The organism is Bacillus sp. FSL R5-0431, assembly GCF_038002985.1.
In the GTDB taxonomy this organism is placed as follows: Bacteria; Bacillota; Bacilli; order Bacillales; family Bacillaceae; genus Bacillus.
On sequence record NZ_JBBOOG010000001.1, the window covers coordinates 1,198,277 to 1,222,550 of the forward strand.

Below are 24,274 nucleotides of genomic sequence, written 5' to 3' on the forward strand. Positions count from 1 at the left end.
GATGACGAAAACGTATGATCTGACAGTCATTGGCGGAGGGCCTGGCGGGTATACTGCCGCCCTTCAAGCAGCTGAGCGCGGACGGAAGGTTGCTTTGATTGAAGAGGATTTTTTAGGCGGTACTTGTTTAAATCGAGGCTGTATCCCTTCAAAGACCCTGCTGAAACATGCAGAAGTGATTGAATCCATTGAAAAGGCGAAAAGCTGGGGAATCGAAACAGGTGACATGATCCTTTCCTTCGATAAAATGAGAAAGCGCAAAGATGACGTCATTGAAAAGCTCAGAGGCGGAATCGCCTTTTTATTAAAGCAAGGAAAGATTGATGTGTATAATGGCAGAGGCACAGCTGTGACAAAGCATCGGATTGAGATTGAAAAACAAGATGGAGGATCACAATCGATTGAAACGAAAGAACTGATCATTGCCACCGGATCTACACCGGCCATTCCGCCAATACCGGGGCTTGGAGACATTCAATTTGATACAAGTGATACGATCTTTGACATCTCAGATATCCCAGCTTCTGTCGTCATCATTGGCGGAGGTGTCATTGGGCTTGAGCTTGCTTGTATTTTCCAAAGTCTTCAATCAAAAGTCACCATTATTGAAGCAGCACCGTCCATTATTCCGCAAGAGGATGAAGAAGCATCTAAGCTGCTAGAAAGAGAATTGAAGAAAAAGGGCATCCATATCGCGAAGAAAACCAATGTGACAGAGGTAACGGAAAGCGAAGGAGTCAAAGCGGTTCATGCAACAGATGATAAAGGGGAGACACACATCTTTACGGCGGAAAGACTGCTTGTCTGCGTTGGAAGAAGACCGAATGTATCAGCTGTTAGCCAGCTTGATCTTCAACTGGATGGTCCGTTTATCAAGGTGAATGATCAGATGCAGACAAGTGCTGAGGGTGTATATGCAGTTGGGGATGTCGCTGGCGGCTATCAGCTGGCTCATGCGGCGATGGCAGAGGCAGCCGTTGCAGTCAGCAATATTTGTGGTGAGCATGAAAAAATGAATGCTGATATTATGCCTAGATGTATTTATACATTACCAGAGGTGGCAAGTGTCGGTCTTACGGAGAAAGAGGCAAAAGCCAAAGGGCTTCACGTACAAACAGAACGATTTGATTTAGCGGCAAGCGGTAAAGCGCTAGCGGCAGGTGTTCAATCAGGCTTTATTAAATTGGTGTACGATACAGCATATGGTGAAGTGATCGGCGCGACGATGGTTGGTCCTCATGTCACAGAGATGATTTCAGAAGCTTCCTCCTTTATGTATTTAGAAGGAACAGCAGAAGAGATGGCGAAAATGATTCATCCGCATCCGACCATCTCAGAAGGTTTTTATGAAGCAGCTCTTGATATCGTGAGTAAGCTGAGAAAATAAATGCCAAACAAGGGATAGGGAGGAGATGCATGTGCACGTCCAGCTTCATCAGAAAGCGGCACTTGTGACAGGTAGCACAGATGGATTTGGAGAAGCCATCTGCCTGGCTTTAGCCCGGGCAGGTGCACATGTTTTTTTACACACATTTTATGATGAATCAAAGGCTAGATCCATTTATGAAGACATTCAAAAAATGGGCGGTCAGGCGAGTATCATCATGAACCCGCTAGAAACACCGCGTGATGCCACGCGTATGCTGAGGCAAGTGATCGATACATGCGGGAAACTAGATATTTTGGTCAATCAAGCAGCGCAAGGAGCGGAAGCGGAGCTTGATGCCGCTCACCCTGATAAATGGGTGGACGAAGTGGAATCAGCTGTGAATACTGTCTTTCTTTCCAGTCAAGCCGCCGTATGGCACATGGTGGACCAGAAGCAAGGCTGTATTATTAATATATCATCATCAGGCAGTATCACAGGTGATGGCGGGATCTCACATGCTACATCGAATTCTATGCTGAATGCCATGACAAAAGGGCTGGCGCGAGAATTTAAAGACAAAGGTATCCGTGTGCTCGCCCTATTGCCGCCTCCTCTCCATTTGGTTCCTGACACAGAGCAAATCAAGGAGACTGTGGCCCATATGACGGTCTTTTTAAGTACATCATATGGCGCTTTTACAGATGGTGCAGCGATTATGCTTGATGGGGGTGAGAGTGCTGGCTAATGATCAAAAACCAGTTCTCATCGTTGGTGGTGCCCAAGGGATTGGAAAGGAAATTGCCGAGCGTTTTTTAAAAGAAGGGCACAGAGTCGCTGTGTCCGATATAGATGAACAGGGACTTTCGCTTTTAAAAAAACAGCATTCTCAGCTGCTGACATTTCAAGCTGACGTTTCATCGTGGGAAAGTGTTCAGCAGATGATCTCAGCAGCTGAAAGGGAGCTCGGCGGCATTGCTCATCTTGTGTATTCAGCAGGGATGACAAAATCACTTCCTTTTTTAGAAGTTGATTTTTCACTTTGGAAAAAGACACTTTCTGTGAACTTGTATGGTCTTTACTATTGCATCAAAGCGTCGGCACCTTATATATGTGAGCGGCAAGAAGGAAGCATTGTCATGATTGGATCAGGATCTGCTATAACTGGCTCAGGCGGCGGTATTCAGTATTACGCCTCAAAAGCAGGTGCTTTTGGCCTGATGCGTTCGCTTGTAAAGGAATTAGGGGCACACCATGTACGTATCAATGTGATTGCACCCCGTGTGATTGAATCTCAAATGCTTGATACGCTCTATCCTACTGAGGAGGAGAAAAAGCAGCTGCAATCGCTTATACCTGTTGGGAGATTAGGAAGACCTGAGGATATCGCAGGACTCACTTTATTTCTCACAAGTGACGAGGGAAGCTATTTGCACGGACAAATTATCCTGCTAGACGGCGGGAGAACGTATCAGCCGAAATATACGGAGGGAAAAAGAGCGGAGAGGTAATCGCTCTTTTTGTCATTTTCGTAACAATTGTTCCAATTAGAAACGAATGTTTGGTATACTGGGAATCATAGTATATTAAAAGGATGATGTCACATGCTGAATTGGGAAGAAAGACGACAGCTCGTCAAAGTTGCTCATCTTTATTATACAGACGGGTGGACGCAGCAGGAAATCGCAAAAAAGCTCAATGTCTCAAGACCAGTCATTTCAAAGCTCTTACAAAAAGCAAAAGATGTGGGGATCGTTGAGGTGTACATTAAAGACGAAAGTATTCATACGGTGGAGCTGGAAAAGCAGCTAGAAACAACATTTCAATTAACAGATGCTGTCGTTGTCCCAAGTGTCGGGACAATGTCTGAGATGGTGAAACGGGCAGTCGGTCAAGCAGGCGCCTATTATCTATCTAAAAACATGAAAGATGCGGAGAAAATCGGCATTTCATGGGGAACCACACTGGCTGAGCTTGTAAAGGAATACCCGTTTGAGCGAAGAAACGATGTGAAGGTCATTCCATTAGAGGGCGGAATGGGCAGGCAGGCAGTCGACATTCATGCCAATCAGCTGGCATATGAGCTGGCAAAGAAAATGGATGGCACGTGTTCCTATTTATATGCCCCAGCGATTTTAGAAACAGAAGAATTAAAAGAGCGGCTTATGGCAATGCAGGATATAGAAGCTGTGCTTGAAGAAGGTAGAAATGTAGATATTGCCCTCATCGGTATTGGCAACCCGCATAAAGGTTCAACGTTAAAAACAGTTGGTTACTTAAAAGAAGAGGATTTATCTGGTTTAAGGCAATCAGGGGCTGTTGGTGATATTGGCTTTCGTTTCTTTGACGGTCAAGGCAAACCTGTCCAAGATGAACTGAACCAAAAGGTCATTGGTTTATCACTGGAGCAGTTAAAGAGTGTCAATACGGTCATCGCTGTTGTAGAAGGAACCCATAAAGCTGAAAGTATTTTAGGGGCTTTAAATGGCGGCTTCATTCAAGTGCTGGTGACAGACGAACTAACGGCGGCAGCCATTTTAAAGGAAGCTTCCGTCCAATAAACGGCTGATAGCAATCGAATTGTATAAAAAGAGCAACATCAAACGAGAAAGGAGCTGTGTATCTTGAAGAAAACCGAAATGGAAGCAAACCTACATTGTACTCGGTGCCAAGAAGAGACCCTCCACAGCATCGTTTATGTGAATGATCAGATGAAAAGCGTTGAGTGTACAGAGTGTCATCAGAAGATCAGTGTGCAAGTCGACATCATGAAGGAATTTTACAAAGAAGTATACGAAAAAATTGCGACAAAGCCGAAGCGGATGACGCAGGAATATAAGGCGAATTTGAATGGATTTATCTCAAGACTCCCAATCCGCGTGCTTAGTAAGCCATACCGGCTCATGAGATATTTAAACGAATCATACAAAGTGATCAAGCAATATAAAAAATAGCAGAGCGCTGTTTAGCGCTCTGCTTTTTTTTGTGCTTTTTTCATATAATAATAAATAGGCAGTCCAGCAATCCCGATCATCATGGAGATTAGACAGCTTTTCCAGTCGGTGATCATGGTGCTGATTAAGACGAATAAAGAACCGATAATCGCAACGATCGGTGTGAGCGGGTAAAGTGGTACGCTATAAGCACGCTCCATTCCGCTATTTTGTTTTCTCAGCTTAAAGACTGCGAAAAAGGCCATGACATAAAAGATGTAGATCATGAAGATCGAAACCTCTGACAGCTTTTCTGGATTACTGACGATCATAAACACAATGGCGATCAAAATTTGCACAAATACAGCAATCCAAGGTGTTTTGAAGGTAGGGTGAATACGCGAAATCGCGTTTGCGAAAGGAATTTGCTTTCGTTCAGCCATCGCGAAAATCACACGTGGGAATGAAAGAACCTTTCCGTTCAAACAGCCAAAGATACTAATGATGATTCCGATACTTATGATCTTACCGCCGATTGGTCCAAAGAGCATTGTCGCAGCAGTACTTGTCGCATTTTCACCTAGCTGGACGATTTGATCTGCTGGTAACACGTGCAAAAGAGCGACATTAATAAAGAGATAACAAGCCGTGACGATTAAAATCCCGCCTGCCATTGCACGAGGAAGCAGCTTCTCTGGGTTTTTCATTTCACCGCCAAGTGCTGCAAGCAATATCCAGCCATCATAGGCAAACAACGTAGCCAAAATCGCTGCACCGAAGTTCATTTGAGCGATGCTCTCGTTGACAGCCATAAAGATATTTTCGTTTCCTTTCCATAAGCCAAACACAATAATAGCGGCAATCGGGACAAGCTTTCCGATGGTGGTCAGCCCTTGTACAAAACCGCCGTATTTCGTTCCCATAATATTGATCAAACATAAAAATAAAACAGTGATAATGCCAATTGTTGTCGACCATAAAGAAGAAAGAGAAAATAAATTGGCTAATAATGAACCAAAATAAAGACCGAGCGCTCCAATGATGGCAGGTCCGTAAATGATAATCTGCACCCAGCCGCATAAGTAGCCCCAAAATTCACCATACACTTCTTCAAGATAAGCATACAATCCGCCAGTCCGAGGGATTTGTGTACCAATTTCAGCAACAGTCAGTCCGCCTGCAAGGGTTAAAATTCCACCTAGCAGCCAAGCAAATAAGGCGATGTCTGAGCTTCCTGAATAGGAAAGAACGTTGCCTGGCTTCATAAAGACGCCGGACCCGATAATGGTCCCGATGACAAGAGATAGGGCAAAAAATAAGCCGATGTCCTGTTTTAACGCTGGTTGTTCTTTGTTCATTACACACGACCTCCTGCATCACTTTCGTACGTTACTGTGACATGTATTTTGTTCATTGTAATACGATTTTAGGAAAACAAGAATTAAAAAAATTTTCTGATTTTCGCATTTGTATTTAAAAGTGTTCGTTTATTGGAGATATCAGGATGAATGTTGCTTTAAAAACGAACGATAAAAGATTATTTTTGATTTAATGTTAATTTTATCGTCAGAAACCGAACTTCTAGCCAAATGGTTGACTTTTCTTGAAAAATGACCTATTTTATTCATAAGGATATTATCTTGAATTCGAGATATTTTGAAATAGGAGTGAACGTAATGAAAATCAATGGGATTCACCACGTATCTGCATTAACAGCCAATGCTCAAAAAAATGTTGATTTCTACCGCCAGATTCTTGGCTTAAAACTTGTAAAGAAAACTGTCAATCAGGATGACCCATCTATGTATCATTTGTTTTATGGAGATGAGGTTGCTTCACCGGGTACGGAGCTCACCTTCTTTGAAATTCCAATGCTTGCCCGTCGTTTGAAAGGAACAAACGCCATCACAAGCACAGGCCTTCTCGTTTCTTCTGAGGAAGCACTTTCATTTTGGGAAAAGCGGTTTGATGAGACAGGTGTGCAGCAAGAAACGGCTTCCTTGAGAGGCGGAAGACCTGCCTTGCGTTTTCAAGATCCAGAAGGGCAGCAGCTATTTTTAACAGTAGAACCGAACGCACAAGAAGCGGGTTCACCGCCAGTGCATGACGATATTCCGGCAGAGTTTGCAATTAGAGGTTTGGGTCCAGTTGAATTAACCGTTGCAGAAGCGGACAAAACGATCCGTGTTTTAACAGACATCCTTGGCTTCACTGAAAGAGCGCGTGAACAATCAAATGACGGTGAGATCGTGACCATTTTTGAGTCAGGAAATGGCGGTGCTGGAACAGAAATTCATGTGATCGAAAAAGCTGAAGGACCTTCTGAGCGTTCCGGCAGAGGAAGTGTGCATCACGTAGCTTTTCGCGTGGAAGATGCAGAGGAGCTGGAAAAATGGTATGACAAAATATCAAAAGCAGGCTTCACGAACTCAGGTGTTGTGGAACGTTTCTACTTTAAAGCCCTTTACTTTAGAGAGCCGAATGGTATTTTATTTGAAATTTCAACAGACGGCCCTGGGTTTACAGTCGATGAAGGGATAGATGAGCTTGGTGATCAATTAGCCCTTCCGCCATTTCTAGAGCACAAACGAGCAGAAATAGAACAAAGATTAACGCCAATTCAGTCATCATAAAAAAAGCAGCTCATTCATGAGCTGCTCAGCGAGTAGACAAACCCTCGCATTCTTTGTCAGGGCTGTGCTCCGGTACTCACGAATGTTCAATTCGCTCCGTTCCGGTGCTCGCCTTTCCTAGACTGCAAAGGTTTTCTATCACGCTGAAAAGAAGACAAAGGGCTAAAATCAAGATGATTTTAGCCCTTTGTCAACAATCTGGGCAGCTCATGATGAGCTGCTTTTTGCTTTAGGAACTTACCTGCTTAGATTCAGATTGTATTAATGTAACCTTCTTTGTTTCTTCTTTTCCGTTTCGAATGAGTGTGATGCTCACGGTGTCTCCTACTTTTGTATTCGTGTATAGCTCATGACGTAATTCACTTCCGGTTTTGATTTGTTTCCCATCGATGGCGGTAATGACATCCTCTGACTTAAAGCCAGCTTTGGCGGCAGGTGAGCCTGCGGCGATTTCTTTGACGTACACACCTTTATCCCGCTGACTATTTTTGAGCCCGAGTGTTTCTTTCTGATACACGTCCGGGACTTGTTCGAGATCTAGCATGCTGATGCCGATATATGGACGCTCAATCTTTCCTTTTGCGAGAAGCTGATCGGCGATTGGTTTGACATCATTGATTGGAAGTGCGAATCCAATGCCTTCAACACCTGTTTCAGAGATTTTCATACTCGTGATCCCCACAACCTTTCCGTCTGTCGTAAGAAGCGGGCCGCCGCTATTACCTGGGTTAATGGCTGCATCTGTTTGAATGACATTAATGCTGCTTTCGCCTGCTGATGTGTTCATAGAGACTGTTCGGTCGACACCGCTGACAATTCCTTGGGTCACGGTTCTTGATAGATCTTCACCAAGCGGGTTTCCAATTGCGATGACGGTTTCCCCAGCACGCAGCGAGGAGGAATCGCCTAATGCCGCGACCTTTGTCACATGACTGCTGCTAATTTCTACAACTGCTAGGTCAGTCAGCGGGTCAGCTCCGACTAATTTACCTTCAACGGTTTTGCCATCGTGCAAGGAGACCGTTAGTTTATTTGCCCCTTCAATGACGTGGTTGTTTGTTAAGACATAGGCTTTACTTCCGGATTTTTTGAAAATCACTCCTGAGCCTGTACCTGTTTTTTCCTCTTGACTGCTTTTATTTTGCTGTGACTCATCAAAAGGTGTATTGAAATCGCCAAAGCTCATGTCTGTTTGACTTTGCGCTTGATAGTTTGTAATGCCGACAATGGCTGGCGCTACATCTTCGACCATGCTTGAGATGTTGCTTGATGAATGTGATGTTTGGACGGCGGTTGTTTTTGACGATTTGGCACTTGTATCATTTGTCGATACAGCTTCTGTTTTTGCTGCTGAATTGTTTGCTGTGTTGTCTGATGCGTGCTGGGCATATGGCGTAAGGATGTAGACACCTAATGCTAGCGTACCACCCACAATGCCGCTGACGAATGGCTTAAACCAGCCACTGGGCTTCTTCTTTTGTTTTTGTGGCTGTTCAATTGTTTGAAGTTCATGAGAAGGGTGTTTTTCATTTTTGTGATGTGTCATTCGAATCACTCTCTTTCTTCAATTTTTCATGTATGGTTCGATGGGGTTTACCTTATGTGGTGGATACTGACTATATCGTAAGAAAAAAGTGTGGGATAAAAATGAAAACAATGTGGGAAATTGTTAAAATAAGTAGTGAATCTAAGCAAAATAGAGGAGATTAAACTGTGGAGACAATTGGAATGATTGGATATGGAAGCATGGCTGATATGATGGTGCAAAAATGGCTGGAAAAAGAGGTACTCAATGCCCATCAAATCATGATCCATACAAGAAGTGAAACGGACCGCCTGCATCAGCTCAAAGACAAGCATCAAGAAATAAATATCTGCTCATTAGACGAACTTTCTGCCTCATGTGATGTACTTTTTGTCTGCGTGCCGCCGCTTGTTGTACTTGATGTGCTCGATCAACTGCCTTCAGCAGCCAAATCGGTACATATTGTGTCAGTAGCCGCGGCTGTGACGTTAGACAAGTTATCAAAGCATACGACTCAACCAGTTTCCAGATACATCCCAACGCTCACGTCAGCTGTTGGAACGGGCGTATCCCTCGTTGCGCATGGTGAAACCGCAGGTCAGGAAGAAAAGGCGCGTTTGCACCGTCTCCTTTCAGCTTTTAGCATCGTCCGTGAAGTAGAGGAAGACCGGTTTGATGCGGCGAGTAACTTGACGAGCTCCTCTCCTGGTTTTATCGCTGCTCTTTTTGAAGAAATGGCGAGAGCGGCTGTGAGAAATAGTGAGCTTTCCTTAGAGGAAGCGTATGAATTTTTAACGTATGCCCTCTTAGGCACAGGTCAAGTCCTTGTAGAACGCGGCCTCACCTTTGCTGAAACCGTCGATAGAGTGGCGACAAAAGGGGGCATTACAGGTGAAGGTGCTGAGGTCATTCAAAAGCAGGCACCTCAGATGTTTGATGATCTATTTACACAAACCATGAAGAAATATGAACAGCTGAAATCACAGATTAACGAAGCTGACAAACACCACTAAAGACATAGTTAGTGGTGTTTTATTTGTTAAAAAAATCCTTTGTCATAAAGCCTTTTGACCTGTATTATCTGAGTCTAATTTCCTTATTTTCAGACATTGTATTGAAAAATCAATCAAGTAATCATATAATTTTTTAGAAAATTTAGAAAAATATACACAAATTTTAAGTTTAATTAAAGGGGGATGGGGATGAAGCTCTATGTATCTGTCGATATGGAGGGGATTACTGGTCTAGCTGATCATACATTTGTCGATGCCCGTCAGCACAATTATGAACGGGGCAGAAAGATCATGACGGGTGAAGTGAATGCCTGTGTAGAGGCACTTCTTCAGCATGGCGCAACCGATATTTTGGTCAATGACAGTCATTCTAAAATGAATAATCTTTTGATCGAAGAGCTGCATGAAGAGGCTGCTCTTATATCTGGTGACGTCAAGCCTTATTCCATGGTGCAAGGATTAGATCAAACCTATGACGCTGCTGTTTTTTTAGGCTATCATGCGAGGGCATCTATGAAAGGCGTGATGTCTCACAGTATGATTTTTGGTGTCAGACATTTTTACATAAATGATCACCCAATTGGTGAAATGGGCTTTAATGCGTATGTCGCAGGCTACTATGGTGTGCCGGTGATTCTTGTTTGCGGAGATGATCAAGCAGCACTTGAAGCGGAAAAGCTGATGCCTGGTGTGAAAACAGTAGCAGTGAAAGAGACCATATCAAGGTCTGCTGTGAAATGTTTCACGCCTGCCAAAGTCAATCAACAAATCTCGCAGCAAGTGGAAGCCGCAATGAAACAGATTCATCACATCAAGCCACTGACGCCTCCTGATCAGCCGCTGCTGAAGATTGAGTTTGCCAATTATGGACAAGCTGAATGGGCGAATTTAATGCCGGGTACTGCCATCATAGAAGGAACAACAACGGTGACGTATCAAGCAGAGAATATATTAGAAGCCTACCAAGCGATGCTTGTCATGACAGAGCTTGCCGCACGTACAACATTTTGTTAAGCGAGGGGGAGACGGCAGATGACCAGCTTTATGCTCAAGCGTTTTATTGCGATGATTGCCACGATCTTAACTATTACGACTTTAACGTTTATTTTAATGAAGGTCATCCCAGGATCGCCCTTCAATGAAGAACGAAATACAAACGAAACCGTCCAGCGAAACCTCGAAAGCTACTATCACTTAGATGAACCACTGTATGTTCAATATGTCATCTATTTAAAATCCATCGTTACCTTTGATTTTGGTCCTTCCATTAAAAAGCCTTCAGAAAGTGTCAATGATCTATTGGCAAGAGGCTTCCCAGTCTCATTAGAACTTGGTCTTATCTCAATATTGATTGCTGTCATCTCAGGCATCCTGCTGGGGGTCATGGCTGCCCTCCAGCATAATGGCTTGATTGATTATATCGCCATGACCATTGCTGTTTTCGGTATATCCATTCCAAACTTTATCTTTGCTACCTTATTAATTCAGCAGCTTGCTGTGAATTTGAAACTCTTTCCTACAGCGATGTGGACAAGTCCGATGCACATGGTGCTGCCAACCATCGCTCTTGCTGTCGGTCCAATGGCCATTATTGCCCGGTTAACAAGATCGAGCATGATTGAAGTGCTGTCTCAGGACTATATTCGCACCGCCAAGGCAAAAGGACTTTCTCCCTTTAAAATTGTATTTAAACATGCGCTTCGGAATGCGCTTTTGCCTGTTGTGACCATTCTTGGGACACTTGTCGCAAGCATTTTAACTGGAAGTTTTGTCATTGAAAAAATATTTGCGATTCCTGGAATGGGAAAATACTTTGTCGAGAGTATTAACAACCGTGATTATCCTGTCATCATGGGGACCACTGTTTTTTACAGCATTATTTTAATCACACTTCTTTTCATTGTCGATGTGGCGTATCGCCTGCTTGATCCAAGGATTCAGCTGCATCAGAAAGGAGGAAAGGCATGAGTATACACCTACAGCAGGATCAACCGAATCCGCATCATGAAGTGCCGGACGAATGGTTTTCTCCGAGAGAGCAAAAGAAAACGGAGGCCCATGCCATTAAAAGACCCTCTCTTTCGTATTGGGCAGACACATGGAGACGACTGAAGCAAAATAAGCTTGCGATGTTTAGTCTATCGGTATTGATTTTTCTTTTTATCATGGCGCTATTAGGTCCATTGCTTGCACCTAATAGCGTGACAGAACAGCGTCTTTCGATGCAAAATCTGCCGCCATCCGCTGCTCACTGGTTCGGAACGGATGAGCTTGGACGAGATGTGTTCACTCGTACATGGTACGGGGCACGTATTTCGTTATTTGTAGGCGTCATGGCAGCCCTTATTGATTTTGCCATCGGCGTGATTTATGGAGGGATTGCCGGTTATAAGGGGGGGAGATATGACCATGTCATGATGCGAATCGTCGAGGTGCTCTACGGTCTTCCTTATTTACTTGTTGTCATTTTATTAATGGTCCTGATGGGGCCAGGGCTTGTCACCATTATTGTAGCGCTCACTGTCACCGGATGGATTGGAATGGCAAGAATCGTAAGAGGTCAAGTTCTTCAGCTGAAAAGCCAGGAATATGTCCTTGCCTCAAAAACCTTTGGTGCAAAGAGCCTGCGTATCATTCGCCGCAACCTGCTGCCGAATACGATGGGGCCGATTATCGTTCAGATGACCTTGACTGTGCCGACCGCGATATTTGCTGAAGCGTTCTTAAGCTTTCTTGGTTTAGGCATTCAAGCACCGTTTGCAAGCTGGGGCGTGATGGCCAATGATGCGCTGCCGACAGTACTGTCAGATAACGGACATTGGTGGCGTTTATTTTTCCCTGCGTTTTTTATTTCACTCACGATGTTTTGCTTTAACAATTTAGGTGATGGCTTGCAAGATGCGCTTGATCCAAAGATGAAGAGGTGATGGCGCTTTGAAAAAAGTTCTACAAATCATCGATCTGCACGTCAGCTTTCGGACATATGGCGGCTCAGTTCGAGCGGTACGCGGAGTGAATGTGGATGTATATGAAAAAGAAACCCTTGCCATTGTGGGAGAATCAGGCTGCGGGAAAAGTGTGACTTCACAAAGCATTATGAGACTGCTGCCGGCATACAGCGCTCATGTCGATCAGGGAGAAATCTGGTTCGAAGACCGCAATTTGCTGTCATTATCTGAAAAAGAAATGCGCGCCATACGAGGTGTCGATATCTCGATGATCTTTCAAGATCCAATGACCGCACTGAACCCAACCTTGACAATAGGCGACCAGCTCATGGAGGCGGCAAAGGAGCATCAAAAGCTGACGAAAAAAGAAGTGAAAGAAGCCGCCATTCGAATGCTTGATTTGGTCGGCATTCCGCAGCCGAAGGAAAGGTTAAAGCAATACCCTCACCAGTTCAGCGGGGGAATGAGGCAGCGGCTCATGATTGCCATGGCACTGATTTGCGAGCCCAAAGTGCTGATTGCAGATGAACCGACGACCGCGCTGGATGTGACCATACAGGCACAAATATTAGAGCTGTTTAAAGAGATTCAGAGAAAAACAGGTGTCACCATTATTTTAATCACACATGATTTAGGGGTCGTCGCCCAAGTCGCAGACCGAGTGGCGGTCATGTACGGAGGGAAAATGGTGGAGGTCGGAACGAGGCGAGATATTTTTTACAGTCCGCAGCATCCTTATACAAAAGGACTTCTGCAATCTGTTCCAAGACTTGATATGAAAGATGAACTCATTCCAATTGAAGGAAGCCCGCCTGATTTATTTGCGCCGCCAAAGGGCTGTCCGTATACAGATCGATGTCCGGCCGCCATGAAGGTGTGTGATCATATCATGCCGCACGAAACGCAGCGGTCACCTACCCATACAGTGCATTGCTGGCTCCAAGATGAGCGAGCGAATCAAACGGTTTTATCTTCAACACAAAGGGGGAGTTTTTGATGAGAAAAAAAGGGTGGATCATCAGTGTATGTTTGTTCACGATCATGCTGCTCGCAGGATGTACAGCCAATGAGCAAGCAGGGAAAGGATCATCAAGCAATCAGGGTGAAAAGAAAGTGTTAACCTTAAATAACGAAAACGAACCGACGTCGTTTGATCCGCCGATTGGTTTTAATAATGTATCGTGGCAAGGACTCAATAACTTAATGGAGGGGTTAACAAGACTGAATGAAAAGCACGAACCATCTCCTGCAATGGCGGAAAAATGGGAGATATCAGAGGATGGAAAAACGTACACGTTTCATTTAAGAGATGGCATCAAGTGGTCAAATGGTGATCCAGTGAAAGCTAGTGATTTTGAATATGCGTGGAAGCGGCTGCTTGATCCGAAAACAGGCTCTTCTGCATCGTTCTTAGCGTACATGATTGAAGGCGGAGAGGCATTTAACAGTGGAAAAGGCAAGAAAGAAGACGTGAAAGTCAGCGCTGTAAATGACAAAACGCTTAAGGTCACACTGGCTTATCCGCAGAAATCGTTCTTAAATATGACCGCAAACCCTGCCTTTTTCCCAATCAATGAACAGGTAGCTAAGAAGGATCCAAACTGGGCAAAAGACGCCAAAACCTTTGTCGGAAATGGACCGTTCAAGCTGACAGAGTGGAAGCATGATGAGAGCTTCACAATGGAAAAAAGTGAGACGTATTGGGACAAAAAAACAGTCAAGCTGGATCAAGTGAAGTGGCTGATGATCAGTGATCGAAACACAGACTATCAAATGTATCAATCAGGAGATTTAGATACTGCCTTTGTTCCAGCAGAGCAAAGTGAAAATCTGCTGAAAAATAAAGATGTACAAATTGAAGACCAGGCTGGATTGTTCTTTTATCGTCTGAATGTGAACATAGAACCATTTCAAAATAAGAACATTCGCAAAGCTTTTCAAATGGCGATCAACCCGCAAGATATTGTGGATTATGTGACGAAAAATGAAGAGAAGCCAGCACGCGCTTTCGTCTCGCCAGGCATCCTAGATTCAAAGGGTGAGGATTTCAGAGAAGCTGGCGGTGATCTTGTGAAGAATGATAAGAGTGAAGCTGCGAAGCTATTAGAAAAAGGGCTGAAAGAAGAGAACTATTCGAAACTGCCAGCCGTCACATTAACATATAGTACAAAGCCTGAGAACAAGAAAAAAGCTGAAGCTATCCAGCAGCAGCTGAAAGAAGCGTTAGGTGTAGATGTGAAGCTTGCGAACATGGAAGCCAATGTATTTGCAGAAGATCAAAAGGCGCTGAAATTCCAATTCTCACAAAGTTCATTTTTAGCAGACTATGCAGATCCGATCAACTTCCTAGAGAGCTTCCAAACAGGGAATGCCATGAACCGGACAGGATGGTCTAATGATACCTATGATCAGCTGATCAAAAAAGCGAGCCAGGAAGCAGACGAACAAAAGAGAAACAGCATCCTTCATGATGCAGAGGCACTTCTCATTGAAGAAGCACCGATCATTCCGATTCATTTTTATAACCAAGTCCATTTACAAAAAGAAGGCGTGAAGGGAATTGTCCGCCACCCCGTTGGGTATATCGATTTGAAATGGGTACAGGTAGATGGAGAGTGATATTAGGATCAAAAGACGCTTTTAGATAAAAGCGTCTGTTCCTTTATTCGTTCATGTTATGAAGAAGAAACCCATAGATTGAAAGAAACAAAGAGAAAGAGGGGATATGGCATGAGCCAGCTGCCAGTGGCACTTCAAACAGGGGATACGGTGGGGATTATTGCACCAGCAAGCCCGCCTGATGAGCTGAAATTAGAAAAAGGGATTGCCTTTTTAGAAAGCCTCGGGCTAAAGGTGAAAAAAGGAAAGTATATCGACTGCCGGTATGGGTATTTAGCAGGCTATGATCATGAAAGAGTGGAGGATCTTCATCGCATGTTTCAAGATCCAGAAGTGAAGGCGGTTATTTGTGCTTGCGGAGGATACGGGACTGGAAGACTTGCGGAAGCCATTGACTATGACCTCATTCGCCGGAATCCAAAAATCTTTTGGGGCTATAGTGATATTACGTTTTTACATACGGCCATCCAGCAGCAGACCGGTCTTGTGACCTTTCATGGTCCAATGCTTTCCTCTGATGTGGGACTTGAGGGGGTCCATCCGTATACGAAGGATACCTTTTTGCAGCTGTTCACACCGAAAGCCTTTACGTATGCACATCACTTGTCACCCCTTCATACCTTTTATCCTGGCACCGCTTCAGGTGAGATTGTAGGAGGGAATCTTGCCCTCATCGTGACAACACTTGGTACACCTTTTGAAATCGATACGAAGGGAAAGCTTTTGTTCATTGAAGATATTGACGAAGAGCCATATAAAATCGATCGAATGATGCAGCACCTCACATCTGCTGGAAAATTGGATGATGCGGCTGGATTCATCATTGGAGATTTTCATCAATGTGAGCCAAAAAAGAAAGATCAGTCCCTCACATTGAATCAAGTATGGGATACCTATATTGTGCCGCAAAAGAAACCTGCACTTGGGGGCTTCCGAATCGGTCATTCTTCGCCGAACTTTGCCATTCCAATGGGCACGCGGGCTGCACTAGATGCGACAGGAAAAAAACTGCACATTTCTCCAGGCGTTGCAGCGAAAGAGGCGATCAAATGAAAATCGTCGATGTTCGTACATGCAGAATGAGTGTACCGCTAAAAAAGCCTTTCAAAACCGCTTTACGAACGGTGTATGATGCAGCATCTCTGATCGTTATCATCACATATGATCAAGGTGACGTCAGCTACGGAGAGGCAGTCCCGACAACGGTGATTACAGGTGAAACGCTGGAAAGCATCGACTATGCCATCTGCGAAGTGATCAGACCGATTTTGCTCGGGGTTTCCTTGTCAGGGTATGAACAAATTTATTCTCGTATGAACCGCGTGCTCGCTTGCAACACAAGCGCAAAGGCAGCGATTGACATGGCCATTTATGATGGCTTAGCGAAGCAGGCAGGACTTCCGCTTTATCAATACCTTGGCGGATATCGCAGTCAGCTTGAAACCGATTATACGGTCAGTGTAAACCGGCCGCTTGAGATGGCGGAAGATGCGAAGCAATACGCAGCTGAAGGCTTTCAGACGTTAAAGATCAAGGTGGGAAAAGATGACATAGACACGGATATTCAGCGTATTAAGCGAATTCGAGAAAAGGTCGGGCCGGATATTCAGATCAGGCTCGATGCGAACCAAGGATGGACGTGGAAGGAAGCGGTCATAGCCATTCGGAAAATGGAGGCGCTGAATATCGAACTAGTAGAGCAGCCGGTTCCGAAAGAAGATATCGAAGGCCTGCGCCGTGTGACAGAAGCAACAGATACATTGATTATGGCAGACGAAAGCATTTTCAGTTTTCATGATGCGATCAAGGTGCTTGAAACGAGAAGCTGTGATCTGATCAATTTAAAATTAATGAAATCAGGCGGCATAAAAGAAGCCCTAAAAATCAATGCTCTAGCAGAAGCATACGGCGTAAAGTGCATGGTTGGCAGTATGATTGAGTCAAAACTTGGCATTACAGCAGCCGCTCATCTCGCCGCAAGCCAGCCGAATATCACCCGCTACGATTTTGATGCCCCGCTGATGCTGCAAGAGGACATGATAGAAGGTGGAATCGTGTACAAAGGAAAAGATATATTTTTTCCGCCGCAACATGGGTTAGGCATTCAAGGGGTGAAAGGAGTCTCATGATGGTATTTGAATCAAAGGTTCCAGTTGCGAACGTATGGACAGCGCCGCAGTCACCGAGAGAAATCGATCAAAAGGTACTTCAGGGTTCCTTTAAGATCCAAGAGTGGATTGACCAGCAGACATATGAAGAAAAACTGGCTTTATGTGAAGAAAATCTGATCCAGTCGCAAGTACTGCTCGGCGAACGAGTCATTGGATTAGAAGAGACAGACGGCTGGATGAAAGTCGTCATTCCGCAGCAGGCCAGCCGGAAACATCCGCAAGGCTATCCTGGCTATATACCTGCTAACCAATTACAGCAAGTTACAGAGGGAAGTGCGCCAGCTGCATCTCATATCGTTTGTCAGAAAAAAGCCATGCTCTATCGAAACGGGCAAGCGGACATGGAGATTAGTTTTTTAACAGAGCTGGCAGCTATAGAAGAAACGAGTGATCGCTTTCATGTGGTGACCCCAGCAGGGACAAGAGAAATTAACAAAGCAGATGTGCAGCCAGTTTCATCCATTTCCTCTATGACCGGCAAAGATGTTGTAGACACGGGGAAACAATTTATTGGTCTTTCGTATTTATGGGGGGGCATGAGCTGCTTTGGCTATGATTGTTCGGGCTTTGCTTACAGCATGTACAAAGCGTGCGGATATCTTTTGCCGAGAGACGCAAGTGACCAGGTAGTGCAAGGAACACCGGTCGCATCAAGCCATTTAGAACCAGGCGACTTACTGTTTTTCGCAAATGACAACGGAAGGGGAGCTGTCCGCCATGTTGGGATCTACGCAGGTGACGGTATGATGCTTCACTCGCCTAAAACCGGCAGGGAAATTGAGCTGCTTTCCCTATCTGGCTCTTCATATGAAAAGGAATGGGCAGGTGCAAGACGATATTTGCCAAGCGAGAGGAGGAATGGTCATGGCAGTTGAACCACTTTTACAAGTAAACAATCTCAAAAAATATTTTCATCTATCGAAAGGAAGAACGTTAAAAGCGCTAGACGGTGTCTCTTTTCAGCTGAAACAAGGCGAAACGTTTGGTCTCGTTGGCGAGTCTGGCTGCGGGAAATCCACACTTGGAAAAGTGCTCATGCGTCTTTATGAACCGACAGATGGGGAAGCCTTATATGAAGGGAAAAGCCTTCATCACCTTTCTCAAAAAGAATCATTTGATTTTAATCGGCAAATTCAAATGGTGTTTCAAGATCCGTATTCCTGCTTAAATCCGCGGCTGTCTGTAAAAGATATTATGCTGGAGCCAATGGAGATTCACCACCTTTACGGAAGTCAAAAGAAAAGGATTGCCCGAGTGAAAGAACTGCTTGAAGCAGTAGGACTTAGCTATGATTTTGCCACTCGCTATCCCCACGAATTCAGCGGAGGACAGAGGCAGAGAATCGGTATTGCGAGAGCACTCGCCTTAGCGCCGAAATTTATTGTGGCAGATGAGCCAATTTCTGCACTAGATGTCTCCGTTCAAGCGCAGGTCGTGAATCTGCTGAAGAAACTGCAAAAGGAGGAGGGGCTGACATTTCTCTTTATTGCGCATGACTTGTCGATGGTCAAATATATCAGCGACCGAATCGGTGTCATGTATTTAGGTCATCTCGTCGAATTGACCAGCAGTGATGCATTATATCAAACCCCGCTGCACCCATATACACAAGCCTTGCTGTCTGCGATCCCCATTCCAGATCCTGACGTGGAGGACAAGCGTAAAAGATTCATTTTAAAAGGAGAAATTCCAAGTCCAGTGAACCCGCCAAGCGGCTGTGTATTTCGAACAAGGTGTCCTGCAGCGATGGATGTGTGTGCTGAAAAAAAGCCAACATTACAAGCAGTAGAAGAAGGGCATGATGTCGCCTGTCATTTATACGATCGGAAATAAAAATAGGCAGATAAAAAGCCAGCGAGTAGACAAGCTGTTCTATACGCTGGCTTTTTTGATGGATGAACGCCGAATCGGTAATGTGCAGCATCTGAAAGAGCCGCCAGATTTAATGATTTCTGAAAAATCCACTTCAATGACAGTGTATCCGTGAGCGGTTAATGCAGCATTTGTTTGTTGATTGATGGGCAAACTGATCACTTTTTTCTGCCCAATGGATAAAATGTTTGGTCCGAGTGTGAATTGCTCTTGTTCGCTTATTTCAATCAGATCATAATGCATTTTGAGCAGGTGAAGATCCTCTTTTTTGAACGCTTCAGGATAAATTAATATCTCATCATGAGACAGAATATTCATCACACAATCGAGATGCAAAATGTGAGGAGGAAGGTGAATGGGAATGATATCATGATCCGTCAGTTCTTTTTTAAGCTCATGGATAGCGGCTGGGTTTGTTCTCTTGCTCGTTCCGACAAATACGCGTGTTTGATCCACAAGTACATCGCCGCCTTCAATCGTTCCATTTGTCAGGGTGACAGTTTTCCAGCCTTTTCCCTGTGCCCACTCTTTTAATAATTGTTCTTCCCCTTGCCGGACCGGTGCGGCCATGCTTGAAACAAATAGTGTATGTCCAATCGTAAACCCAATATCCCGAGTAAAGACTTGCTCAGGAAAACGGTCATTTGCCGGAAGCATGATGGGGCGTACTTGATGGTTCTTTAGGGTTTGGATCAATTGCTTATGCTGAGCAACGGCTTTCATTTGAGAAATATTTTCTCTTGCAAAATGTTTCTGGGTTTCGTTGATGATCTGTTTGATTTCCATATAGATGGGACTGCATAAAAGGACTTCTTGTAAATCGTCATGTTCACTCATGCATTGCGGCATTTTGTGTATTTGTTCTGCTCTCATAGAATCCATCAAAGGGCCTCCTTGTTTGTTCATAGTTCAATTATTCCTCTTTCTAGTCATGGTTGAAACATTTCCGAAAGAAAATCTCTCACAAGAGACTAAAGCAAAAAGTTTAGACAAACCTAAAAGAATAGTGTTTAATAAAAGTCGTTCCGCATTCACGAAAACAGCAAGAAGGAGCTATGATGATGAGTGAAGAAAATTTCAAATACTGCAAGGAATCGAAAGTTGTTAAAACCAGCAGGGTATTCCCTCTCGATACGAATAACCACCAAACCTTATTTGGCGGGAAATTAATGAGTTATATAGATGACATTGCTTCCATCTCGGCAGCAAGACACAGCCGCAGTGAAACGGTCACGGCGTCGATGGATTCTGTTGACTTTTTAGAGCCGATTGGACAAAAAGAGTCAGTATGCTTGGAATCCTATGTGACGTGGGTCGGCACGTCTTCCATGGAAGTGTTCGTCAAAGTCATGAAAGAAAACTTGATGTCTGGAGAGCGCAGACTTGCAGCGACTTCATTTCTGACTTTTGTCTCGCTAGATGAGAACGGAAAGCCAAAACGAGTTCCACAAGTCGTACCGGAAACAGAGGAAGAAATCATGCTGCATCAAACAGCAAAACAGCGGGCAGAAGAAAGAAAAAGTCGCCGAAAGCATAGCAAGGCACTGGCTGACGCACTTGGAACAGATAAACCATGGGCGTAAAAATCACCCTTTCAGCGGTGATTTTTTTCTAGGATAGTATCTTGCATGACAAGATAGTGTATGGTAAGATGATGCTATCTTGTGATGCAAGGTACTGGAATCGGAGGAACAAAGATGACAACATCCACACAAATGTTAAAAGGAATTTTGGAAGGCTGCCTGCTGTCGATTATTTCTGAGGGTGAGATTTATGGGTATGAAATGACAAAGAAGCTCGCGCATTACGGGTTTGATCAAATTAGTGAAGGAAGTATCTATCCGATCCTGCTGCGTATGCAAAAGGAACAGCTCGTGACCACTGTCACAAAAGCATCAGCGAGCGGACCGAAAAGGAAATACTATACGCTCACACAAGCTGGAGAACAAGCGCTCACAGAGTTTATTACCCGCTGGAGTGAGCTTTCAAAAAATGTAAACTGTTTACTACAAAAAGGGAAGTGAGATTATGGTATCAAAAGAAACAAGACACATCCTACTAGAGCTGAAATTATATCTCATATCAAAGGGAAAAAATGTGGACGAAATTGATGAGCTGATGGATGAATTGACGACACACGCGGTCGAGGCTGAAAAAGATGGTAAAACAGGGGAGGCTGTGTTTGGCGGAGATCCGCGGAGCTATGCTGATGAACTCGCAAAAGAGCTGTCAGGACACCATAAAGACTGGGTTCCATTCATCAGTGCCTTCTTAATCGGGTCTCTCTTCTACATGATTTTATCAGATGCGATCAGTCAAAGTTTATCGTATTCTTGGTATGCTTTGATTGGCTATCCGCTCGTTTTAGTGGCCAATGTCATCATGATCATTGTGATGTTTAGAGCGTCTGCCTTTCAGACAAGCCGCCGGGCATTTCTTTACTTTTGGATCTTAGGGATCTTTCAGCTGACCGCGATGGTCACAATCAAACTATTGGATCAAAAACTCGGCACACCATTACTTGTCCTGACCTCAGGTCAAAGATGGGGCGTCATCCTGCTCATGCTGCTATGTATCATTGTCTTTAATGCAATCTTAAAGGCGAATGTCGTTTCATTGATTCCGATCATCTTTTTCGGACCGCAGCTCCTATTTGAATGGATTGGCTGGACATCACCAAGCGTGCTTCTCTTGCAAAGTCTACTATCTATTGTGATCTTAATAGGGCTTGTGCTCATTGTTTTACGCCGGACGAATAAGAAAAATGAAAATACGTTGTAAAAAACAGAGCACATCTATAATCCTATAAGATGTGCTTTTCTTTTTCTAAAAAAATGTAGAAATGGTATCGTGTTTTTCATTACAATGGGAAGAGGACAAAAACGAAAAGGGGTTCTGTGCTTGGATATTTTATGGGGATATGTACTTGTGTTTGTATTGGCTGCTTTGCCTTTTTTTGAAGTGGTAGGGGTCGTTCCGTTGGCCATTTTAAGTGGCATGCATCCTGTACCGGCAGCAGTTATTGGATTCATCGGCAATTTTTTTACCGTTTTACTTCTCATTGTTTTCGTAGACCGCTTCAAAGCATGGCGGTTGAAGAGAAAAGAGGACAAAAGTGATGAAAAAGGAGAGAAAAAGCAGCTGCGGGCCAGAAGAATTTGGGAACGATATGGTCTCCCGGGATTAGCACTCGTCGGTCCTTTTATCATCGGCAGTCATTTAGCGGCGTTTATGTGCATGAGCTTTGGAACAAAAAGAAAGCAAGTCGCAGTGTGGATGACAGTTAGTTTAATGATGTGGACAGCGCTGGCAGCTAGTTTAACCGGTGCGGGATTCCATTACTTTGCCCCAGATTCAAATGGATTGTTCGGAGATATATTTAGTCAGTAAGCAAGGGGAGGATGAGAAATGCAGCATCAAACACGGACAGTGCTTGAAACAGAGCGGCTCAGGCTAAGAACGATGAATGAACATGATGCGCCATTTTTATATGATATGTTGTTCCAAGATGAAGAAGTGATGAAGTATTATCCTTCTTTGAAGGATGAGCAGCAGACGAAAGAGTGGATTGCATGGAATCAAAAGAATGACCGCATGTATCATACCTCTTTGTGGATCATTGAAGAGAAAGAAACGAATGAACCACTTGGACAAAGCGGGATTGTTCTGCAAAACATTGAAGGACAAACAGAACTTGAAATCGGCTATATGCTAAAGAAAGCAGCATGGGGGAATGGCTATGCTGCTGAAGCCGCAAAAGGCTGTCTCACCTATGGCTTTGAAGAAATGAAGGTCAGACGAATGGTCAGCTTAATACGCCCAGAGAATGAATCGTCTGTAAAGGTCGCTTTAAAAATGGGTATGAAAAAAGAAAAAACCATTTCAAAATGGGACCAAATCATTGATGTATACAGCATCATCCGTAACGAAGAAAACGGCTCGCTTACCGAATAAGCAGAGCCGTTTTTTCTTTTATATACGCTGTTCTAGCTGAAGCAAATATTTCTTCCGTTCAACCCCGCCGCCGTAGCCCCCGAGTTCACCACTTGTTTGAATGACGCGGTGGCATGGAATGATAATCGCTAATTGGTTGGCACCATTTGCATTACCAACCGCCCGGACCAAATGAGGATCGCCCAGCATCATAGCAAGCTCGCGGTAAGAACTTGTTTCGCCTGATGGAATGCGCGTGAGCAGGTCCCACACCTTCATTTGAAAAGGGGTGCCATGTAAGGAAAGTGGTACCGAGAACTGCGTTAGTTTTTTCTCAAAATATAAGGTCAATTCCTTTGCTAATTGCTGATGGACGTTTGTTTCCCCGACTAAAATACGGGCTTGATGCTTTTTTCTCATGTCCTCAATTTCCTTTTCGAGTCCCCGCCTGTCCACAAATTCCAGTAAATACACATGCGTCGCATCTGTCACGCTGATCATCCGCCCGATCGGTGTAGAAATAAAATTAGCGTGGAGAATCTTGGTTTGCGTCTTTTTAGGGGGATTTCCCATAATTTTCGTAAATGCATCATTGAAGGCACTCGAAGATTCATAGCCCAAGGCGACCTGCTGATCAATCACTTTTTTTCCATTCAGAATTTCTTTAAAGGCAAGTCCCATTCGGCGTGATCTCGCATATTGAACAAAGGTCATACCATAGATTTCTTTGAATTTCCGCCGTGCCGTTGCAGAGTGAATCCCTAATTGATGAAAGTCTTCTTCTTTCCAGCGTTTTTCAGGATGTGTTTCAACTGCAGAAACGAGTGTTTTGACTTCTTCCGGAATGCTGTTAGGATATGTTAATGGTGTGCAGCGCTTGCACGGACGATATCCTGCTAGCAGTGCTTCCTCTGCTGTAAAGAAAAACTCACAGTTCTCATATTTTGGTTTTCTAGCGGTACATGTGGCATGGCAGAAGATACCAGTGGTCTTAATGCCGGCAAAGAATGTGCCGTCATATTGCGGGTTCTTGTCAACCAGTGCTTGATAAAATTCATGTTTCTGTTCGTCGGTTATCATCATACGATCCACCTCTTGGTTTCCTATAAAATGTGATTCAGCGTACTTTGTGCTGGTAAACAAAGCGTCATCTTGGATCGTTCATCACATCAATCTTATTTCATTATATCAGCGATGTGATCATTTCTCTGTCTATCATTTAGTATACGCCGGTCTCATATCATTTCTTTCGAAAAATGAA

General features: G+C 44.1%; 25 protein-coding genes. 21 read left to right on the plus strand and 4 right to left on the minus strand.

The genetic code is table 11. The annotated features are described in order from the left end of the window. The first annotated feature begins 1 nt into the window (after position 1). The 5 genes from lpdA to MKZ03_RS05935 all read left to right on the plus strand — a co-directional run bounded on the left by lpdA (position 2) and on the right by MKZ03_RS05935 (position 4,320). Positions 2 to 1,387: a dihydrolipoyl dehydrogenase gene (gene lpdA / locus MKZ03_RS05915; RefSeq protein WP_334748710.1), complete on the plus strand. Its 1,386-nt coding sequence runs from the start codon at positions 2 to 4 to the stop codon at positions 1,385 to 1,387. A 25-nt stretch (positions 1,388 to 1,412) separates the two neighbouring features. Continuing rightward, entirely contained in the window at positions 1,413 to 2,114 is a 702-nt protein-coding gene (locus tag MKZ03_RS05920; protein ID WP_252067764.1) for an SDR family NAD(P)-dependent oxidoreductase, read from the plus strand. After that, on the plus strand, positions 2,092 to 2,877 hold the full coding sequence (locus MKZ03_RS05925) for an SDR family NAD(P)-dependent oxidoreductase (RefSeq protein ID WP_095285048.1): 786 nt from the start codon (positions 2,092 to 2,094) through the stop codon (positions 2,875 to 2,877). Before MKZ03_RS05920 ends, MKZ03_RS05925 begins: the two co-directional genes overlap by 23 nt. Positions 2,878 to 2,970: 93 nt before the next feature. After that, the gene (locus MKZ03_RS05930; RefSeq protein ID WP_341031273.1) at positions 2,971 to 3,927 is read left to right on the plus strand and encodes a sugar-binding transcriptional regulator; all 957 of its coding nucleotides are present in this window, start codon (positions 2,971 to 2,973) and stop codon (positions 3,925 to 3,927) included. Between the two features lie 63 nt (positions 3,928 to 3,990). Further along, positions 3,991 to 4,320 carry a hypothetical protein gene (locus MKZ03_RS05935; protein WP_008358910.1) on the plus strand — a complete coding sequence of 110 codons (330 nt, stop codon included), beginning with the start codon at positions 3,991 to 3,993 and terminating at the stop codon, positions 4,318 to 4,320. A gap of 11 nt (positions 4,321 to 4,331) precedes the next feature. Here MKZ03_RS05935 and MKZ03_RS05940 read toward each other — a convergent pair whose 3' ends face one another. After that, positions 4,332 to 5,657, minus strand: a complete 1,326-nt coding sequence (locus MKZ03_RS05940) for an APC family permease (RefSeq protein ID WP_334748719.1) — start codon at positions 5,655 to 5,657, stop codon at positions 4,332 to 4,334. Positions 5,658 to 5,975: 318 nt separating this feature from the next. Between MKZ03_RS05940 and MKZ03_RS05945 the strand changes: the two genes are divergently transcribed. After that, a complete protein-coding gene (locus MKZ03_RS05945) occupies positions 5,976 to 6,932 on the plus strand; it encodes a ring-cleaving dioxygenase (RefSeq protein WP_307499490.1) in 957 nt (318 codons plus the stop codon). A 229-nt stretch (positions 6,933 to 7,161) separates the two neighbouring features. On the opposite strand, the gene MKZ03_RS05950 is transcribed toward MKZ03_RS05945, so the two are convergent. Beyond that, the gene (locus MKZ03_RS05950; RefSeq protein ID WP_340972446.1) at positions 7,162 to 8,478 is read right to left on the minus strand and encodes a S1C family serine protease; all 1,317 of its coding nucleotides are present in this window, start codon (positions 8,476 to 8,478) and stop codon (positions 7,162 to 7,164) included. Between the two features lie 167 nt (positions 8,479 to 8,645). Between MKZ03_RS05950 and proG the strand changes: the two genes are divergently transcribed. From proG to MKZ03_RS06000, 10 genes are all read left to right on the plus strand, one after another. Next, entirely contained in the window at positions 8,646 to 9,470 is an 825-nt protein-coding gene (gene proG / locus MKZ03_RS05955; RefSeq protein ID WP_106038819.1) for a pyrroline-5-carboxylate reductase ProG, read from the plus strand. Positions 9,471 to 9,659: 189 nt separating this feature from the next. Further along, the gene (locus MKZ03_RS05960; RefSeq protein ID WP_066030997.1) at positions 9,660 to 10,484 is read left to right on the plus strand and encodes a M55 family metallopeptidase; all 825 of its coding nucleotides are present in this window, start codon (positions 9,660 to 9,662) and stop codon (positions 10,482 to 10,484) included. Positions 10,485 to 10,502: 18 nt separating this feature from the next. After that, positions 10,503 to 11,438 carry an ABC transporter permease gene (locus tag MKZ03_RS05965; RefSeq protein WP_341031277.1) on the plus strand — a complete coding sequence of 312 codons (936 nt, stop codon included), beginning with the start codon at positions 10,503 to 10,505 and terminating at the stop codon, positions 11,436 to 11,438. Then, positions 11,435 to 12,397, plus strand: a complete 963-nt coding sequence (locus MKZ03_RS05970) for an ABC transporter permease (RefSeq protein ID WP_044138912.1) — start codon at positions 11,435 to 11,437, stop codon at positions 12,395 to 12,397. Before MKZ03_RS05965 ends, MKZ03_RS05970 begins: the two co-directional genes overlap by 4 nt. 7 nt (positions 12,398 to 12,404) lie before the next feature. Beyond that, entirely contained in the window at positions 12,405 to 13,415 is a 1,011-nt protein-coding gene (locus MKZ03_RS05975) for an ABC transporter ATP-binding protein (RefSeq protein WP_034663040.1), read from the plus strand. Then, complete coding sequence (locus MKZ03_RS05980; RefSeq protein WP_307499494.1) at positions 13,415 to 15,037, plus strand: peptide ABC transporter substrate-binding protein; 1,623 nt, start codon at positions 13,415 to 13,417, stop codon at positions 15,035 to 15,037. The genes MKZ03_RS05975 and MKZ03_RS05980 overlap by 1 nt, the downstream gene beginning before the upstream one ends. 111 nt (positions 15,038 to 15,148) lie before the next feature. Beyond that, positions 15,149 to 16,090 carry a S66 peptidase family protein gene (locus MKZ03_RS05985; protein ID WP_341031281.1) on the plus strand — a complete coding sequence of 314 codons (942 nt, stop codon included), beginning with the start codon at positions 15,149 to 15,151 and terminating at the stop codon, positions 16,088 to 16,090. Beyond that, a complete protein-coding gene (locus tag MKZ03_RS05990; protein WP_341031284.1) occupies positions 16,087 to 17,166 on the plus strand; it encodes a mandelate racemase/muconate lactonizing enzyme family protein in 1,080 nt (359 codons plus the stop codon). Before MKZ03_RS05985 ends, MKZ03_RS05990 begins: the two co-directional genes overlap by 4 nt. Continuing rightward, a complete protein-coding gene (locus tag MKZ03_RS05995) occupies positions 17,166 to 18,083 on the plus strand; it encodes a C40 family peptidase (protein ID WP_341031286.1) in 918 nt (305 codons plus the stop codon). The genes MKZ03_RS05990 and MKZ03_RS05995 overlap by 1 nt, the downstream gene beginning before the upstream one ends. Continuing rightward, complete coding sequence (locus MKZ03_RS06000) at positions 18,073 to 19,041, plus strand: ABC transporter ATP-binding protein (RefSeq protein ID WP_341031288.1); 969 nt, start codon at positions 18,073 to 18,075, stop codon at positions 19,039 to 19,041. Before MKZ03_RS05995 ends, MKZ03_RS06000 begins: the two co-directional genes overlap by 11 nt. Positions 19,042 to 19,080: 39 nt before the next feature. Here MKZ03_RS06000 and MKZ03_RS06005 read toward each other — a convergent pair whose 3' ends face one another. Next, positions 19,081 to 19,962 carry a dimethylarginine dimethylaminohydrolase family protein gene (locus tag MKZ03_RS06005; protein ID WP_341031289.1) on the minus strand — a complete coding sequence of 294 codons (882 nt, stop codon included), beginning with the start codon at positions 19,960 to 19,962 and terminating at the stop codon, positions 19,081 to 19,083. 179 nt (positions 19,963 to 20,141) lie between these two features. On the opposite strand from MKZ03_RS06005, the gene MKZ03_RS06010 reads away from it, so the two are divergent. The 5 genes from MKZ03_RS06010 to MKZ03_RS06030 all read left to right on the plus strand — a co-directional run bounded on the left by MKZ03_RS06010 (position 20,142) and on the right by MKZ03_RS06030 (position 23,034). Next, on the plus strand, positions 20,142 to 20,663 hold the full coding sequence (locus tag MKZ03_RS06010) for an acyl-CoA thioesterase (protein ID WP_060596084.1): 522 nt from the start codon (positions 20,142 to 20,144) through the stop codon (positions 20,661 to 20,663). Between the two features lie 114 nt (positions 20,664 to 20,777). Then, positions 20,778 to 21,104, plus strand: coding sequence for a PadR family transcriptional regulator (locus MKZ03_RS06015; RefSeq protein ID WP_012009682.1), 327 nt, complete (start codon positions 20,778 to 20,780; stop codon positions 21,102 to 21,104). 4 nt (positions 21,105 to 21,108) lie between these two features. After that, positions 21,109 to 21,861: an HAAS domain-containing protein gene (locus MKZ03_RS06020; RefSeq protein WP_307499500.1), complete on the plus strand. Its 753-nt coding sequence runs from the start codon at positions 21,109 to 21,111 to the stop codon at positions 21,859 to 21,861. 120 nt (positions 21,862 to 21,981) lie between these two features. Further along, positions 21,982 to 22,470 carry a small multi-drug export protein gene (locus MKZ03_RS06025; protein WP_334748731.1) on the plus strand — a complete coding sequence of 163 codons (489 nt, stop codon included), beginning with the start codon at positions 21,982 to 21,984 and terminating at the stop codon, positions 22,468 to 22,470. 18 nt (positions 22,471 to 22,488) lie between these two features. After that, complete coding sequence (locus tag MKZ03_RS06030) at positions 22,489 to 23,034, plus strand: GNAT family N-acetyltransferase (protein ID WP_334748732.1); 546 nt, start codon at positions 22,489 to 22,491, stop codon at positions 23,032 to 23,034. A gap of 18 nt (positions 23,035 to 23,052) precedes the next feature. Here the strand turns inward: MKZ03_RS06030 and MKZ03_RS06035 are convergent, their stop codons facing one another. Next, entirely contained in the window at positions 23,053 to 24,096 is a 1,044-nt protein-coding gene (locus tag MKZ03_RS06035; RefSeq protein ID WP_334748733.1) for a bifunctional transcriptional activator/DNA repair enzyme AdaA, read from the minus strand. Positions 24,097 to 24,274 lie beyond the last annotated feature (178 nt).

Bases quoted from the DNA above. Each gene is read 5' to 3' on its own strand.
- MKZ03_RS05960 (WP_066030997.1), top strand. From the start codon at position 9,660: ATGAAGCTCTATGTATCTGTCGATATGGAGGGGATTACTGGTCTAGCT.
- MKZ03_RS06035 (WP_334748733.1), bottom strand. From the start codon at position 24,096: ATGATGATAACCGACGAACAGAAACATGAATTTTATCAAGCACTGGTT.
- MKZ03_RS06015 (WP_012009682.1), top strand. From the start codon at position 20,778: ATGACAACATCCACACAAATGTTAAAAGGAATTTTGGAAGGCTGCCTG.
- MKZ03_RS06000 (WP_341031288.1), top strand. From the start codon at position 18,073: ATGGCAGTTGAACCACTTTTACAAGTAAACAATCTCAAAAAATATTTT.
- lpdA (WP_334748710.1), top strand. From the start codon at position 2: ATGACGAAAACGTATGATCTGACAGTCATTGGCGGAGGGCCTGGCGGG.
- MKZ03_RS05945 (WP_307499490.1), top strand. From the start codon at position 5,976: ATGAAAATCAATGGGATTCACCACGTATCTGCATTAACAGCCAATGCT.
- MKZ03_RS05925 (WP_095285048.1), top strand. From the start codon at position 2,092: ATGGGGGTGAGAGTGCTGGCTAATGATCAAAAACCAGTTCTCATCGTT.
- MKZ03_RS05970 (WP_044138912.1), top strand. From the start codon at position 11,435: ATGAGTATACACCTACAGCAGGATCAACCGAATCCGCATCATGAAGTG.
- MKZ03_RS05985 (WP_341031281.1), top strand. From the start codon at position 15,149: ATGAGCCAGCTGCCAGTGGCACTTCAAACAGGGGATACGGTGGGGATT.
- MKZ03_RS06010 (WP_060596084.1), top strand. From the start codon at position 20,142: ATGAGTGAAGAAAATTTCAAATACTGCAAGGAATCGAAAGTTGTTAAA.
- MKZ03_RS05965 (WP_341031277.1), top strand. From the start codon at position 10,503: ATGACCAGCTTTATGCTCAAGCGTTTTATTGCGATGATTGCCACGATC.
- MKZ03_RS05990 (WP_341031284.1), top strand. From the start codon at position 16,087: ATGAAAATCGTCGATGTTCGTACATGCAGAATGAGTGTACCGCTAAAA.
- MKZ03_RS05995 (WP_341031286.1), top strand. From the start codon at position 17,166: ATGGTATTTGAATCAAAGGTTCCAGTTGCGAACGTATGGACAGCGCCG.
- MKZ03_RS05950 (WP_340972446.1), bottom strand. From the start codon at position 8,478: ATGACACATCACAAAAATGAAAAACACCCTTCTCATGAACTTCAAACA.
- MKZ03_RS05980 (WP_307499494.1), top strand. From the start codon at position 13,415: ATGAGAAAAAAAGGGTGGATCATCAGTGTATGTTTGTTCACGATCATG.
- MKZ03_RS06020 (WP_307499500.1), top strand. From the start codon at position 21,109: ATGGTATCAAAAGAAACAAGACACATCCTACTAGAGCTGAAATTATAT.
- MKZ03_RS06005 (WP_341031289.1), bottom strand. From the start codon at position 19,962: ATGGATTCTATGAGAGCAGAACAAATACACAAAATGCCGCAATGCATG.
- MKZ03_RS05930 (WP_341031273.1), top strand. From the start codon at position 2,971: ATGCTGAATTGGGAAGAAAGACGACAGCTCGTCAAAGTTGCTCATCTT.
- MKZ03_RS05920 (WP_252067764.1), top strand. From the start codon at position 1,413: ATGCATGTGCACGTCCAGCTTCATCAGAAAGCGGCACTTGTGACAGGT.
- MKZ03_RS06030 (WP_334748732.1), top strand. From the start codon at position 22,489: ATGCAGCATCAAACACGGACAGTGCTTGAAACAGAGCGGCTCAGGCTA.
- MKZ03_RS05940 (WP_334748719.1), bottom strand. From the start codon at position 5,657: ATGAACAAAGAACAACCAGCGTTAAAACAGGACATCGGCTTATTTTTT.